This window comes from Ancylobacter koreensis (assembly GCF_023016525.1).
Classification (GTDB): Bacteria; Pseudomonadota; Alphaproteobacteria; order Rhizobiales; family Xanthobacteraceae; genus Ancylobacter; species Ancylobacter koreensis.
In genome coordinates this window covers 150086-162735 of sequence record NZ_JALKCG010000005.1, presented here as the reverse complement: position 1 = coordinate 162735, position 12650 = coordinate 150086, and the positions used below count along the sequence as shown (strand labels likewise).

Genomic DNA, 12650 nt, shown 5'->3' with positions numbered 1-12650 from the left:
GTCGCTGACACGCAAAGGGGCGGCGGATCGCTCCGCCACCCCCTTGCGCCGTGCTCGTCCCGTCGCCCGGGATGAGAGGGAATGCCGTCAGCGGCAGACCTCGACGTCGCGGTAATAGGGCTGGCCCCAGCTGTTGTAGAGGGTGCGCGTCTCGGTCCAGCAGCGCGGGCCGTAGTAATTGTTGGCGGCGGAAGCGGCCAGCGCGCCGACGGCGAGGCCGCCGATGATGCCGGCGGCGACGGCGGCGCCGTTATTGTTGCGGCGCGGGCCATAATAATAGCCCGGACCACCCCAGCCGGGTCCGCCCCAGCCCGGACCGCCACGGCCGCGCCAGCCGGCGTCGGCGGGAATGGCGGAAGCGAGGACGGTGACGCCCGCAATGGCGAGCGCGGCGAGCTTGGTAGACTTCGGGAAGCGGATCATGACGACCTCGATAAACTCTGCTAGTCGCTCGCGGCCGGGATTGGCCGTTGATGGAGATCACCCTAGTCCCGGCCGGCTGAGCCCAAACTGAACCGGCTGTTGCAAAAGGTTCATCAAACTGAACGCATTCCAGTTCTTCCGTTCATCCAGCGTTCATTGCGGAAATGAGGGAGCGCCGTCTTGCCGGATTACGATAGGGAAGGTCTGGTATCCGCCTGGTCCTTTGACGGGGCCGGCGGCGCGCGGCGCATCGGCTGGGAAGAAATCCTGCGCGGGTCCCCGCAGTCCGGCGGCTTCGACTGGATCAACCTGCAGCAGATGGACCACCGGCACGGGCGTACCTGGCTGACCGACGACAGCCGGATCGACCCATCCATCGTCGAGTCGCTCACCGCCGCCGAGACCCGGCCGCGCTGCGCTCTGTTCGACAACGGCGCCTTCCTGAACCTGCGCGGCATCAACCTGATGCCCTATTCGCTGCCGGACGAGATGCATTCGGTGCGCTTCTGGGTGGAGCCGCACCGCATCGTCTCGGTGCGCAAGCGCGCCCTGTCGGCGGTCGGCGATTTCGAGGACGCCATCCAGCGCGGGCGCGCCCCGCGCACGCCGGGCGAGTTCGTCGCCGATCTCTCCATGCGCCTCGTCGACCGCATGGACACGGTGATCACCGCGCTGGCCGAGCAGGCGGACGAGCTGGAGGAGATGGTGCTGAGTGCCACGCTCTCCAATCTCAGCCCGAAGGTCTCCGAGGTGCGGCGCGTCGCCATCATCCTGCGCCGCTACATCGCCCCCCAGCGGGAGGCGCTGAACCATTTCTCGCTGGAGGACGCCGAATGGCTCTCCCCGCGCGACCGCAACCGGCTGCGAGAGGCCGCCGACCGGGTGACGCGCTTCGCCGAGGAACTCGATTCTGTGCGCGACCGCGCCGCGGTGATCTACGACCAGATGGTGGAGCGGCGCGCCGAGCAGATGAACCGCTCCATGCTCATCCTCGCCGCCGTCACTGTCATCTTCGCGCCGCTGACGCTGATCACCGGCCTGATGGGCATGAATGTCGAGGGCATTCCCGGCGCGCAGGACCCCAACGGCTTCTGGGCAGTGACCATCGTCGCGGCGCTGCTTGGCGTCGGGCTGGTGGCGCTGCTGCGCAAGATACGCTGGTTGTAAGCTCCCGGCCGACTTCCGTGCGCGGCCCCCTTTTACCCGCGAAACGCCGGACTACATCAGGCTATGAGCGGGCCGGCGGCGGTCGCCCGTCCGCCGGAGGTGATGCGTCATGAAACGCGCTGTTCTGGCCGGCTCCGCCCTGGCGCTCGGCGGCTTCCTCGCTCTCGCCGCCACGCCGGCGGGGGCCTATCAGTTCACCGGCACCTTTCCCGGCGGCGACTGCCGCGCCATGGCGGCATCCGGCAACCCGGCCCAGCTCTGGTACGGCCATTTCACCGGGCGGCGCGAGGCTCCGTGGAACCTCAACTTCATCGAGGGGCGGACGGTGGAGGGCTGCTTCCGCTCCAAGGACGCGTGCGAGAACTGGCTCTACCAGTGGCGCTCGGCCTGGCAGCTCGATTTCTGGAATGACTACTGCGTGAAGGGTTATCCGCCGCCGGCGCGCGGCTGGCGCCCGCGTGGCTGAGCGTACGCTCCCTGCCGCTCCCGAAAGCAAAACGGCCGGGGTGCGCCCCCGGCCGTCTCGTATCGTCCTGTGGCGCGCGGCGCGCGATCAGGCCTTGGAATAGAGCTCGGCGACGTAGTCCCAGTTCACCAGGTTCTCGACGAACGCCTTGAGATAGTCCGGGCGACGGTTGCGGTAGTCGATGTAGTAGGAGTGCTCCCACACGTCGACGCCGAGGATCGGGGTGGCGCCGGAGACCAGCGGGCTCTCGCCGTTCGGGGTCTTGGCGATGACGAGCTTGCCGTCCTTGACCGCCAGCCAGGCCCAGCCGGAACCGAACTGCGTCACGCCGGCCTGGATGAAGTCTTCCTTGAACTTCTCGACGGAGCCGAGGTCCTCGACGATCTTCTTCTCAAGCTCGCCGGGAATGGCGCCGCCGCCATTCGGCTTCATCCAGTTCCAGAAGTGCAGGTGGTTGTAGTGCTGGCCGGCATTGTTGAAGAGCCCGGCATTCTTGCCGTAGGAGCCCTTCACGATCTCTTCCAGCGACTTGCCTTCCCACTCGGTGCCCTTCAGCAGGTTGTTGCCGTTGTTCACATAGGCGAGGTGGTGCTTGTCGTGGTGATATTCGAGCGTCTCGCGCGACATGTAGGGGGCGAGGGCGTCGTAGGAATAGGGAAGTTCGGGAAGCGAGAAGGACATGGAGCGTCTCCGCGAAATGAAATCCGGCCGAACCCCGGCACGGGTGCCTCCGCCGGTGCTGGGAAGCCCGCGCAAGCTCGGCGCTGATTAGATAGGTCGGTATGGGGCGGCGGACAACCAAAAGCATCGCGCGCGGCCGAATTCTTCCCCGCCGATCGCATGGCGCGGCGCCGACTCTCATGCGCGCCGCATTTGCGCTGCATCAGTTTCGTTAACGTTGTACTAAACCTAAGGTCTCATAAAAGTAAGGATCGGCAGCGAATCGGTCCGATGGAGTTTCTTGATGGGTGCAATTGTCATCGGAATCGGCGTTGCGGTCGCCGCGCTCGGTGTCGTCCTCGGCGCTATTGGCTTCGGCTCGGCGGAGACGACTTCCGGCTCCGGCCTGATGACGGTGGGCAGCACGGCTTTTGTCGGCGGACTTCTGATGTTCGCCCTCGGCTTCATTCTGCGGGTCTTGCGCGACATCGCGGAGAAGCTCGACGGCGCGGTGCATTTCGAGCCCTACGAGGAAGAAGCCGCTCCCGCGCGGGCGACGGCCACCGCTGTCGCGGTCGAGGCGGCGAGCTTCGCGACCGTCGCGCCCGGCTATCCCGAGCCTGATTACACCGCCGCCAAGGAAGCCTCCGTCGCCCCGGCCTTCCCCGAGCCGGACGAACTGCCCGCGCCCGCCGGCGACCGTGGCCTGCCCTCGTGGTTCCGCCGCAAGCGTCCCGATACGCCGGCGGAGGAGCCCGGCTTCGAGCCCGAGCCCGCGCTGGCCGAGCCGGCCGATTACGAGCCGCTGCCGCCCTTCCGCTCGACCTCCCCGGCGCGCCGCGAGCCGCCGCCTCCGGTGGACGCCTACGACGAGCCGCCCTTCGAGCCGCGCCAGCCTGCGGAAGTCCTCGCGCGTGCGCCGCGCCCGCGCGAGGACTTCCCACGGCAGGAGACGCCTCGCGAGGACCTTCCGCCTCAGCCCGTCGCCCCGCCGCCCTTCCTGCAGGACACCGACCTGCTGGCCGACGAGCCGGAGCCGGCGACCGAGCCTGTCCTCGTGACGCCCCCGCCCGAGCCGGAAGTGACGGTGCTCAAGTCGGGCACCATCGGCGGCATGGCCTACAAGCTCTATTCGGACGGCTCGATCGAGGCCGACCTACCGGACGGCACGCTGCGCTTCGCCTCGCTGCAGGACCTGCGCGACCACGTGTCGGGCGGCGGCAATCGCGGCTGAGCCTTTCGTCTCCCTCACATGAAAAAGGGCGCCCGGTGGGCGCCCTTCGTTTTCGCGGCGTGTCGCCCGCCGTCAGCCACCGGCGACGGCGAGCGCGAAGGCATAGACCAGCGCCGTTTCCTCCAGCCGGTCGAAGCGTCCGGCGGCGCCGCCATGGCCGGCATCCATGTTGGTGCGCAGGAGAAGCGGGCGGCCGTCCGTCTTCGTCTCGCGCAGCTTCGCCACCCATTTCGCCGGTTCCCAATAGGTCACGCGCGGATCGGTGAGGCCGGCGAGGGCGAAGATGGCCGGATAGTCCTTCGCTTCCACATTGTCGTAGGGTGAATAGGCCTTGATGCCCGCGAAGGCCTCGGGATCGGCGATGGGGTTGCCCCATTCAGGCCATTCCGGCGGGGTGAGGGGGAGCGTGTCGTCGAGCATGGTGTTGAGCACGTCGACGAAGGGCACCTCCGCCACGATGCCGGCGAACAGTTCGGGGCGCAGATTGGCGACCGCCCCCATCAGCATGCCGCCGGCCGAGCCGCCATGGGCGACGATGCGGTCGGGCGCAACGATCTTCTGCGCCACGAGATAGTCGCCGGCGGCGACGAAGTCGGTGAAGCTGTTGGTCTTCTTCGCCAGCTTGCCCTCGCGGTACCAGCGCCAGCCCTTCTCGGTGCCGCCGCGGATATGGGCAATGGCGTAGACGAAGCCGCGGTCGACCAGCGACAGGCGCGACGTCGAGAAACTCGCCGGGATCGAGATGCCATAGGCGCCGTAGCCGTAGAGCAGGCATGGCGCGCTGCCGTCGAGCGGGGTGTCCCGCGCGAAGAGCAGCGAGACCGGGATCAGCTCACCATCGGGCGCCGGCGCCAGGACGCGGCGGGTGACGTAGCGCCTGGGATCGTGGCCGGAGGGCACTTCCTGGCGCTTGCGCAGCACGCGGGCGCGGCTGGCGACGTCGTAGTCCCACACTTCCGACGGAGTGGTCATCGAGGAATAGGTGAAGCGGATCTCGGTCTTGTCGAAGCCGTAGCCGGCGTCGAAGCCGAGCGAATAGGCCTCCTCGGCAAAGTCGATCGCGTGTTCGGCGCCCTCGGCGAGCGTACGCACCACGATGCGCGGCAGCCCGTCCTCACGCTCCAGCCGAATGAGATGGCCGCGCAGCACGCTGACCGACAAGATCAGCCGGCCCGCCCTGTGCGGTACCATTTCGCGCCAGTGCGCGCGGCCGGGGCTCGCCAACGGCGCGGTGACGATCTTGAAGTCCTCCGCGCCGTCCGCATTGGTCTCGATGACGAGGCTTTCCACCCCGTCGAGCGCGGGATGGTGCTCGACGCCGTAGCGCAGGCCCGCCTCGCGCGGCTCGACCCGCACCGGCGCTGTGTGCGGGGCGTGCAGGTCCAGCAGCCACACCTCGCTTGTGTCGTGGTCGCCGCAGGAGATGAGGCCGAAGCGGCCGGACTGGGTGCGTCCGAGCGAGACGAAGAAGCCCTTGTCCGGCTCCTCATAGACCAGCACGTCCCCGGCCGGATCGGTGCCGAGTGCGTGGCGGTAGACGAAGCTCGGCCGGTGCTCGCCATCGCGGCGGATGTAGAAGAGGTGGGCGCCGTCCGCGCTCCACAGCACATCGCCGGTGGTCTCGTGCACGAGGTCGGGCAGGTCGGTGCCGGCGGCGATGTCGCGGATGCGCAGCGTGTAATATTCCGAGCCCGCCTCGTCCGCCGTCCAGGCATAGAGCCGGTGGTCGGGCGACTGCTGGGCGTCGCCGAACTGGAAATAGGCCTTGCCCTGCGCCAGCGCGTCGCCGTCCAGCAGCACGGTCTCGCCGGCGATGGCGCCCGCCGGACGGCGGCAGATCAGCGGATGCTGGCCGCCGTCGCGGTAGCGGGTGAAATAGGCGAAGGGGCCGTCGGTGGCGGGCACGGAGGAATCGTCCTCCTTGATGCGCCCGCGCATCTCCTTCACCAGCGTGCGGCGCAATTCTGCCTGCGGGGCGAACCACGCCTCGGCCGCTGCGTTCTCCGCCTCCAGGAAGGCGCGTATGTCGGGCGCGAGCACGGACGGGTCGCGCATGACCTCGCGCCAGTTGTCGGCGCGAAGCCAGGCATGGGGATCGACCAGCGTCTGGCCGTGGAAGCTGCGGACCAGCGGCGGATGGGCGGGGGCCGTCACGGCGGGCGCGTCGGTCACGTGGCGGCATCCGCCTTGAAGGTCATGGCGACGCCATTGATGCAGAAGCGCAGCCCGGTCGGGCGCGGACCGTCGGGGAACACGTGGCCGAGATGGGCGTCGCAGCTCGCGCAGCGCACCTCCACCCGGTGCATGCCGTAGGAATGGTCGTGATACTCGCTCACCGCCTCGGCATCGACCGGCTGGAAGAAGCTCGGCCAGCCGGTGCCGGATTCGAACTTGGCGTTGGAGCGGAACAGCGGCTCGCCGCAGCACACGCAGCTGTAGACGCCCGCTTCCTTCTGCGCGAGATGCGGGCCGCTGAAGGCGCATTCGGTGCCGTGGCCGCGCGTCACATGGTACTGCTCGGGGGTGAGCTGGGCGCGCCACTCCGCATCCGTCTTCACGACCTTGGGCCGGCGGGTTGTCTGGATCATATCGGATTCCTTGAGGTTTTCTGCCGAGATAATCACCTATCCCGGCGGCGGCAAGTGTTGATGCCGTTCACAAAGTCTTGGTTCCTGCGGCACCCTCAGCCAGCGCCGAAAAGAACAGCGACTTCCGGCGTTTGAGCTTACGCAAACGGTTCGACACACTCCCCCTTGCGACACTGCACGGCGATTTGCGTTGGTTTCGCTTCGAAAAACCTTGTTATTCCCGATTTCGAAGTTTATTTACGGAAGTGTACCCGGTTGCGGAATGACGAGACGTCGTGGGGACGTAGTTTCGCGTAGATCGGTGAATGCAAACGGGCGCCGTAGCGGGGCGTCAGGGTTTATCGACACATTTCGAAGAATGGGCCATGAGCGACACCAAGGACGCCGACATCTATATCGAACTGGCCGCCGATATCGTCTCCGCCTATGTGAGCAACAATGCGATCTCCGCGAATGATCTGACCGCGCTGATCGCCGATGTTCACGGTGCGCTGCACCGGGTGGGCAATGGCGAGACCGAGCCGGCCGCCGAGCCGCTCAAGCCGGCAGTGCCGCTGAAGAAGTCGGTGACGCCCGATTTCATCATCTGCCTGGAAGACGGCAAGAAGTTCAAGTCGCTGAAGCGGCACCTGCGCACACAGTACAACCTTACCCCCGAGGAATACCGGGAGAAGTGGGGCTTGCCGGCCGACTATCCCATGGTCGCTCCCAATTACGCGACGGCGCGCTCCAACCTCGCCAAGGAGATGGGCCTCGGCCAGCAGCGCCGGCGAACCGCCCGCGCCTGACGGTGGCGCAGCCATTGCGGGCCCAGCCTTTGCGGGCCGGGACTCGCGGGATGATACTTCGGAAAAGGCCGCCACATCCCGTGGCGGCCTTTTTCATGCGCGCCCGCCCGCCGCGCCGCGTGCACTGGCGCTCGGGTCGCCGGTCGGGGAGACGGCTGGCGGCTGGCCAGGCTCGGCGAGCAGGCGGCGCAGCGCCGCGTGGCGTATCGCGTCGTAGCCGAGGCCGGTGCCGGCGGCCCGCCGCTCCGCGCGCAGCAGGCGGCGAAGCGCCCGCATCCGTTCCTCGCCGGACCGCCCGAGAAACGGGCGCAGCGCTTCGGCGCGAGCGGCGATGGCCTCGGCGGGTTCCTCGCTGCGCATCGCCCGGATACGCCTGTTTCGATGATGATCGCGCATGGCAGCGCCTCCGTGGTCGGTGAGACCAGTATCCGGGCGGCGCGCATGGGTGCGGATAAAAATCCTATAATGACCGACACCGTGTGGTGGAAGATGGCGAGGTCAGGCGATACGTTGACATATGTTCATCTTTTGTTCTTGAATCGACGCTGACTCCGAAATAGGCTTAAATTCCTTATCGGAGACACACCATGCCCGTTGCCGCCTCTCGCTCCGCGCCGCCCTCCGGCGCGCTCGCCTGCCTCGTCGCCACCCGTCTCGCCGCCGAGGCGACGGGCCTGCCGATGGACAGCCTGCTGCATCCGCCGGGCCGCGACCGCCGCTGCGCCTCGGCGCGGGCGCTCGCCATGTATCTCGCCCATGTCGGGCTCGGCCTGCCGATGACGCAGGTCGCCAGCGGCTTTGGCCGGCACCGCTCGACCGTCGCCTATGCCTGCCGGCAGATCGAGGAGCGGCGCGAGGTCGCCGGCTGGGACCGGCGCGTCGCTGCGCTGGAGGAGAGCGCGCGGGTGCAGGCGGGTGCTCCCACCGGAGAGCCGACGGGAGGCGCGCATGGCTGAGCGGCGGACCGAGCGCGTCGAGGTCGAGATCGAGGGCGTGCGCAGCCTCGTCGCGGTGGATCTGGAGGAGAGCCCGCTCGGCTGGCTCGCCCGCCGCAAGGGCCGGGACGGCGCCGCGCTGGTGAGCGGGGCGCAGCTCGTGGCCGGCGAGCGGCTGCGGGCGGATTTCACCCGCGCCGGGATGACGCCGCGCCTCACCAGCGACTGGAGCGCGGTCGCCCGCAGCGCCAACCGCAACGCGGCGGGCCTTTCCATTCCCGAGGCGGCGCTGGCGGCGCGCCAGCGCCTGTCGCGCGCGCTCGACGCGGCGGGGCCGGAATTCGCCGGCCTGCTGATGGATGTGTGCTGCTTCCTGAAGGGGCTCGAACAGGTCGAGCGCGAGCGCGGCTGGCCGGCGCGCACCGCCAAGGTGGTGCTGGCGCTGGCGCTCGACCGGCTGGCCCGCCATTACGGCCTCGCCGAGGCCGCCCACGGCCCGGAGCGGACCCGCATGCGGGCCTGGAAGGCCGGCGAGGCGGGGGAGAGCGGCTAGGAAGCCGCGCGGGCGAGGGCGCAGAAAAACGTCCTATGATGCCGCGCCGGCGAGGGCGCGGCAAAGGGCACTCAGGAAGCCGCGCCGGCCAGGGCGCGGGAAAACGTCCTATGATGCCGCGCTGGCGAGGGCGCGGCTCGCGTCGGCGCGGATGCGCTCCACCATGGAGCGCAGGCCGTTGGAGCGCTGCGGGCTCAGATGGTCCTTGAGGCCGATGCGGGCGAACACGGCGGCGGGATCGGTGGCGACGATCTCGCGCGCCGGCCGGTCGGAATAGAGCGCCAGCAGGATGGCGATGAGGCCGCGCACGATATGGGCGTCGGAATCGCCGAGGAATCCCAGGCGCGGGCCGTCCGTCCCTGCCGCCGTCTCGCTCACCAGCCAGACCTGGCTGGCGCAGCCCTGCACCTTGGTGGCGTCGGTGCGTTCCGCCTCCGGAAAGGGCGGCAGCGCGCGGCCGAGCTCGATCAGATAGCGGTAGCGGTCGTCCCAATCGTCGAGGAGTTCGAAATCCTCGATGATGCTGTCGATCTTTGATGTCATCGGCGCCTCTCGCGCCCGCATATAGGGGCGGGGGCAGGGCGAGCGCAATGGCGCGCTCGCTCAGGCAGCACGTTCAGGCCGGCCGCTTGGGCGGCAGCGGCACGGCCATGCCGGCGGGCGGGACGGGCGCGGCGGCGGGTGCATTGGCCGGCGCGCGCCCGGTCGAGCCGGTGACTTCGTTCGACGCGTTCGCCGGAATCGCCGCGGCCGGCGCTCCCGGCCCCTTCCAGGCGGGGCTGAGGTCGTGGGTGGTGAGCGTGTCGCCCGGCGCGGCGCCGGCCGCGCGCGCCGCCGCCTTGCGTTTTTCCTCGACGATCTGTTCGGAGATGTAGCTGAGGGCGAAGCGCGCGCCGGCCTCGGCACGCTCGCCGATCAGCTCGATCAGCCCGGCGCCGATCACGCAGGCCTGCGGCTGGCGCGCGCAGAAGCCGCCGGCATCCGCCACGGCGGAACTGGCAGCCGAGAGCGCGTCCACCGCGCTGACCTTCTGTTCGCCCTGCGGCGCGTGCGACGACGGCCCGCCCGTCACCGCCGGCAGCAGGAGGAACACGAGGGTCAGCCAGAAACCGATGCGTAGCAGGAAGAACATGATCCTTCTCGCGGTCGTCCCCACATTTCTTCACCTGCCATAGTAGCGGGCAGGGGTTGACCAACCGATGTCGCAATCACGCAAAACCGGCCTTTTGGAGAAAGCGGGCGTTAAGCACGTCGCCGTTTTAGGGTTCGCTTAAACCCCTCCATGGCACTGTGAGGCCGGGCCGCGTCGTCGCGCGCCGCGCGCCTTCCTGCCTTACCGCCGGCTGTCCCAATTCACGGTCTCCATGCCTCGATCCTACGCGAGCGACCTGCTGGTAGACGATATCGACCTCGACGGCGAGCGCGTCGCGGGGCGTCCCTATCGTTCCGGCCGGCGGCGTTCCGACCTTTTCATGGTTTTCGTCGCGGCGACCGCCAGCGCCGCCGTGCTGTTCAACGCCCTCGCGCTCCAGCAGGGGCGGCCGGGCAGTCGAAGCACGACGCCCGCCGCCGCGCCCGCCGATATCCGCGCCATTCCCGCCCCGCAGGCCGCCGCCCCGGCGCCTGCGCCCGCCGCTGCCGCGCCCGCCGCGCCGATGCAGACGGCGCCGGCCGATCCGCTCGCCGGTCTCGCAGCCGCGCCTGTCGCGACGCCGCGGCCGCCCTCGCGCCCCGCCGCTCCGCCGAAACCGGCGGCGAGCCCGGCCCCCGTCGCTGCCGCACCGGTTCCGCTGACCAATGCGCCCGCCGCGCTGCTGCCGCCCGGCGAGGTGCCGGTGTCGCCGCGCGTGATGGCCGTGCAGAAGGCGCTCTCCCAGCTCGGCTACGGCCCCGTAAAGGTCGACGGCAAGCTCGGTGCGGCGACGGAAGAGGCGGTGCGCAAGTTCGAGAGCGACCGCCGGCTGCCGGTGACGGGCCAGATCTCCGACCGCGTGGTGCGCGAGATCAACGCCGTCGCCGGCCTTACCATCCAGTAGGCGCCCATGCGGTTGAAGAGCGCGATCTGGGTCTCGGCGCTGCTGCGCCGGGCCAACGGGGCGGGCGCCTTCGCCGCCGTGCGCCGGCGCGGCGCCGAGGAGGCGGGGGCGATCTTCGTGAAGGTGGCGACGCTGGACGGGTGCGCGGCGCTGTACGGCGCGGCCCTGCCGTCGCTAGAGGCCGAGCCGGCGCCCGGCGTGCGCTTCTTCGCGCCGATCCTTCCCGCCGGCAGCGCGGAGGCCGATGTCGAGGCACGGATGGCGCGCGAGATCGGCTTCGACCCCGACCTCTGGTTCGTCGAGATCGAGGACCGCGCTGGCCGCAGCTTCCTGGAAATTTCCGCCGACTAGCTTTTACGGGACGAGGCTTCGCCGGCCTTCGCGCCCGCCTGCGGCACGGCATGGGGCTGGGCGAAGCTGCGCATGGAGGGTGCCTCCTCGGCGCGCTCGCGGGCGGCCTTACGCATGCCCCGCCACGCGGCGACCAGATGCTGTGCACTGGCGAGCGGGAGCGAATCGAACATCTCAGCCAGCCGCGCCATGTCCTCGGTCGAGCGCCCGGCGACCGGGTGGAGGCGGAACAGCACGCGCGAGAGGATGGCGAAGGACAGGCCGAGCGCACGCGCCGCGACGGCCATGGACTGGCCGGTCTCGTCCGCCACGATGCGCCCGGCATTGTCCTCGCTGACGCCGAGCGCCCGCGCCAGCAGGGCGGCGAGGGCGCCGGTGCCGGTGTTTCGGGCGGCGTCGAGCAGCGCGTCGATGAAGCCCGGCGGCGGGACGGCCGGCCGCTCGGCCAGCGGCAGTGGCGGCAGGGTGACGAGGCGGGCGATGAGCGCGGCGCGCTCCTCCGGACCGGCCGCGAAGAATTCGGCGGAAGCGGCCAGGGCCGGCGCGGCCGGCGCTTCCTCCGGCGCGGGTTCGGCCATGACAGGCTCGGCGGCGTCGGGGAGAGGCGATTCGGGGAGGTCAGATTCGGGGAGGGCAACCTCCGCGACGACCGGCGCCGGGGCAACTTCCACCGAAGCAGGGGCGAGAAGCTCGGGCTCGGGCTCGCTCGCCGGCGCGGTCATTTCCCGTTCGGTGGCGATGGCGGGCAGATCGTTGTCGTCAGCTTCGACGTTCTCGGAAACGTTCTGCCCGGCGCGGTCTTGCTCGGCCATGGACAGGGAGAGGGCGCTTTCGAGCGCCTCGGGAAAGCCGGCAAGGGTCGGTGCGTCCCCGGCGTCGTCCTCCGGCTCGCCCGTCACCCTCTCTGCCTCCGTCCCGACGGTCGGCGCCTCTTCGACCCAGCCCGCCTCGCGGCGGCGATGGACGAGCGCGGCGAGGCGCTTGGCGAGGGAAGGGGAGACGTCGCGCCGCGCCGCGATCGCGGCGAGATGCGAGGGCGCGGCGGTCTCGGCGAGCATGGCGAGGTCGTCCTCGCCCAGCACCGGCGAGAGGCGCAGGAAAGGGCCGGCCAGCGAAAGCGGGGCGGTCGCCATGTAGAGCGCCAGCGCGCGCGGCACGGCGGGGTGCGGGGCCAACTCCCTCACATGTTTGGCGGCCACCGGCACGTCCACCGCCGCGATCAGGCGCGTAGCCAGCGTCACGAAACGCGCCTCCGCCGCCTCGTTGCGGACCGGATGCTTGAGGAACTCATGCACCAGCAGCCGCAGCATCTCCGGCCGCGTGTCCGGCGGCAGGCGGCGCGTCGCCTCGGTCGAATCGGAAGGGCCGGAGCCGGGCGTGGAAGTCATGGGCGGCGGGCTGCTCGCGATATGGCACTCGCGCTCCCGAGCGGGGGCGCGGAACCAAGCT

At 69.8% G+C, this 12650-nt stretch carries 16 protein-coding genes; 8 read left to right on the top strand and 8 right to left on the bottom strand.

From position 1 onward, the window contains the following. Positions 1–87: 87 nt before the first annotated feature. Positions 88–423, bottom strand: a complete 336-nt coding sequence (locus MWN33_RS13585; RefSeq protein WP_247201573.1) for a hypothetical protein — start codon at positions 421–423, stop codon at positions 88–90. 180 nt (positions 424–603) lie between these two features. Between MWN33_RS13585 and MWN33_RS13580 the strand changes: the two genes are divergently transcribed. Together MWN33_RS13580 and MWN33_RS13575 are read left to right on the top strand one after the other, a co-directional pair. Further along, positions 604–1590 (top strand): zinc transporter ZntB, encoded by a 987-nt coding sequence (locus MWN33_RS13580; RefSeq protein WP_247201572.1) that lies wholly within the window; start codon positions 604–606, stop codon positions 1588–1590. Between the two features lie 109 nt (positions 1591–1699). Continuing rightward, positions 1700–2056 carry a hypothetical protein gene (locus tag MWN33_RS13575; RefSeq protein ID WP_247201571.1) on the top strand — a complete coding sequence of 119 codons (357 nt, stop codon included), beginning with the start codon at positions 1700–1702 and terminating at the stop codon, positions 2054–2056. 87 nt (positions 2057–2143) lie between these two features. Here MWN33_RS13575 and MWN33_RS13570 read toward each other — a convergent pair whose 3' ends face one another. Beyond that, the gene (locus MWN33_RS13570) at positions 2144–2737 is read right to left on the bottom strand and encodes a superoxide dismutase (RefSeq protein ID WP_247201570.1); all 594 of its coding nucleotides are present in this window, start codon (positions 2735–2737) and stop codon (positions 2144–2146) included. 283 nt (positions 2738–3020) lie between these two features. Between MWN33_RS13570 and MWN33_RS13565 the strand changes: the two genes are divergently transcribed. Continuing rightward, positions 3021–3950, top strand: coding sequence for an interferon alpha-inducible IFI6/IFI27 family protein (locus MWN33_RS13565; protein WP_247201569.1), 930 nt, complete (start codon positions 3021–3023; stop codon positions 3948–3950). A gap of 72 nt (positions 3951–4022) precedes the next feature. On the opposite strand, the gene MWN33_RS13560 is transcribed toward MWN33_RS13565, so the two are convergent. Beyond that, complete coding sequence (locus tag MWN33_RS13560) at positions 4023–6122, bottom strand: S9 family peptidase (protein WP_247201568.1); 2100 nt, start codon at positions 6120–6122, stop codon at positions 4023–4025. Beyond that, positions 6119–6538: a peptide-methionine (R)-S-oxide reductase MsrB gene (msrB, locus tag MWN33_RS13555; RefSeq protein WP_281493769.1), complete on the bottom strand. Its 420-nt coding sequence runs from the start codon at positions 6536–6538 to the stop codon at positions 6119–6121. Before msrB ends, MWN33_RS13560 begins: the two co-directional genes overlap by 4 nt. Positions 6539–6903: 365 nt before the next feature. Between msrB and MWN33_RS13550 the strand changes: the two genes are divergently transcribed. Then, positions 6904–7326, top strand: coding sequence for a Ros/MucR family transcriptional regulator (locus MWN33_RS13550; protein ID WP_247201567.1), 423 nt, complete (start codon positions 6904–6906; stop codon positions 7324–7326). A gap of 93 nt (positions 7327–7419) precedes the next feature. Here MWN33_RS13550 and MWN33_RS13545 read toward each other — a convergent pair whose 3' ends face one another. Next, positions 7420–7722, bottom strand: a complete 303-nt coding sequence (locus MWN33_RS13545; protein ID WP_247201566.1) for a hypothetical protein — start codon at positions 7720–7722, stop codon at positions 7420–7422. Positions 7723–7913: 191 nt separating this feature from the next. On the opposite strand from MWN33_RS13545, the gene MWN33_RS13540 reads away from it, so the two are divergent. Then, on the top strand, positions 7914–8282 hold the full coding sequence (locus tag MWN33_RS13540) for a helix-turn-helix domain-containing protein (protein ID WP_247201565.1): 369 nt from the start codon (positions 7914–7916) through the stop codon (positions 8280–8282). Beyond that, positions 8275–8814 (top strand): DUF6456 domain-containing protein, encoded by a 540-nt coding sequence (locus tag MWN33_RS13535; protein WP_247201564.1) that lies wholly within the window; start codon positions 8275–8277, stop codon positions 8812–8814. Before MWN33_RS13540 ends, MWN33_RS13535 begins: the two co-directional genes overlap by 8 nt. Before the next feature lie 108 nt (positions 8815–8922). Here the strand turns inward: MWN33_RS13535 and MWN33_RS13530 are convergent, their stop codons facing one another. Both MWN33_RS13530 and MWN33_RS19075 read right to left on the bottom strand, forming a co-directional pair. Next, positions 8923–9357: a SufE family protein gene (locus tag MWN33_RS13530; protein WP_247201563.1), complete on the bottom strand. Its 435-nt coding sequence runs from the start codon at positions 9355–9357 to the stop codon at positions 8923–8925. Positions 9358–9430: 73 nt separating this feature from the next. Beyond that, on the bottom strand, positions 9431–9946 hold the full coding sequence (locus MWN33_RS19075) for a DUF5330 domain-containing protein (RefSeq protein ID WP_281493768.1): 516 nt from the start codon (positions 9944–9946) through the stop codon (positions 9431–9433). A 232-nt stretch (positions 9947–10178) separates the two neighbouring features. Here MWN33_RS19075 and MWN33_RS13520 point away from each other — a divergent pair, with 232 nt between their 5' ends. After that, positions 10179–10850 (top strand): peptidoglycan-binding domain-containing protein, encoded by a 672-nt coding sequence (locus MWN33_RS13520; RefSeq protein ID WP_247201562.1) that lies wholly within the window; start codon positions 10179–10181, stop codon positions 10848–10850. Between the two features lie 6 nt (positions 10851–10856). Next, positions 10857–11201 (top strand): DUF1491 family protein, encoded by a 345-nt coding sequence (locus MWN33_RS13515; protein ID WP_247201561.1) that lies wholly within the window; start codon positions 10857–10859, stop codon positions 11199–11201. Here the strand turns inward: MWN33_RS13515 and MWN33_RS13510 are convergent. Further along, positions 11198–12589 (bottom strand): DUF2336 domain-containing protein, encoded by a 1392-nt coding sequence (locus tag MWN33_RS13510; RefSeq protein ID WP_247201560.1) that lies wholly within the window; start codon positions 12587–12589, stop codon positions 11198–11200. The genes MWN33_RS13515 and MWN33_RS13510 overlap by 4 nt on opposite strands. Positions 12590–12650: the final 61 nt, after the last annotated feature.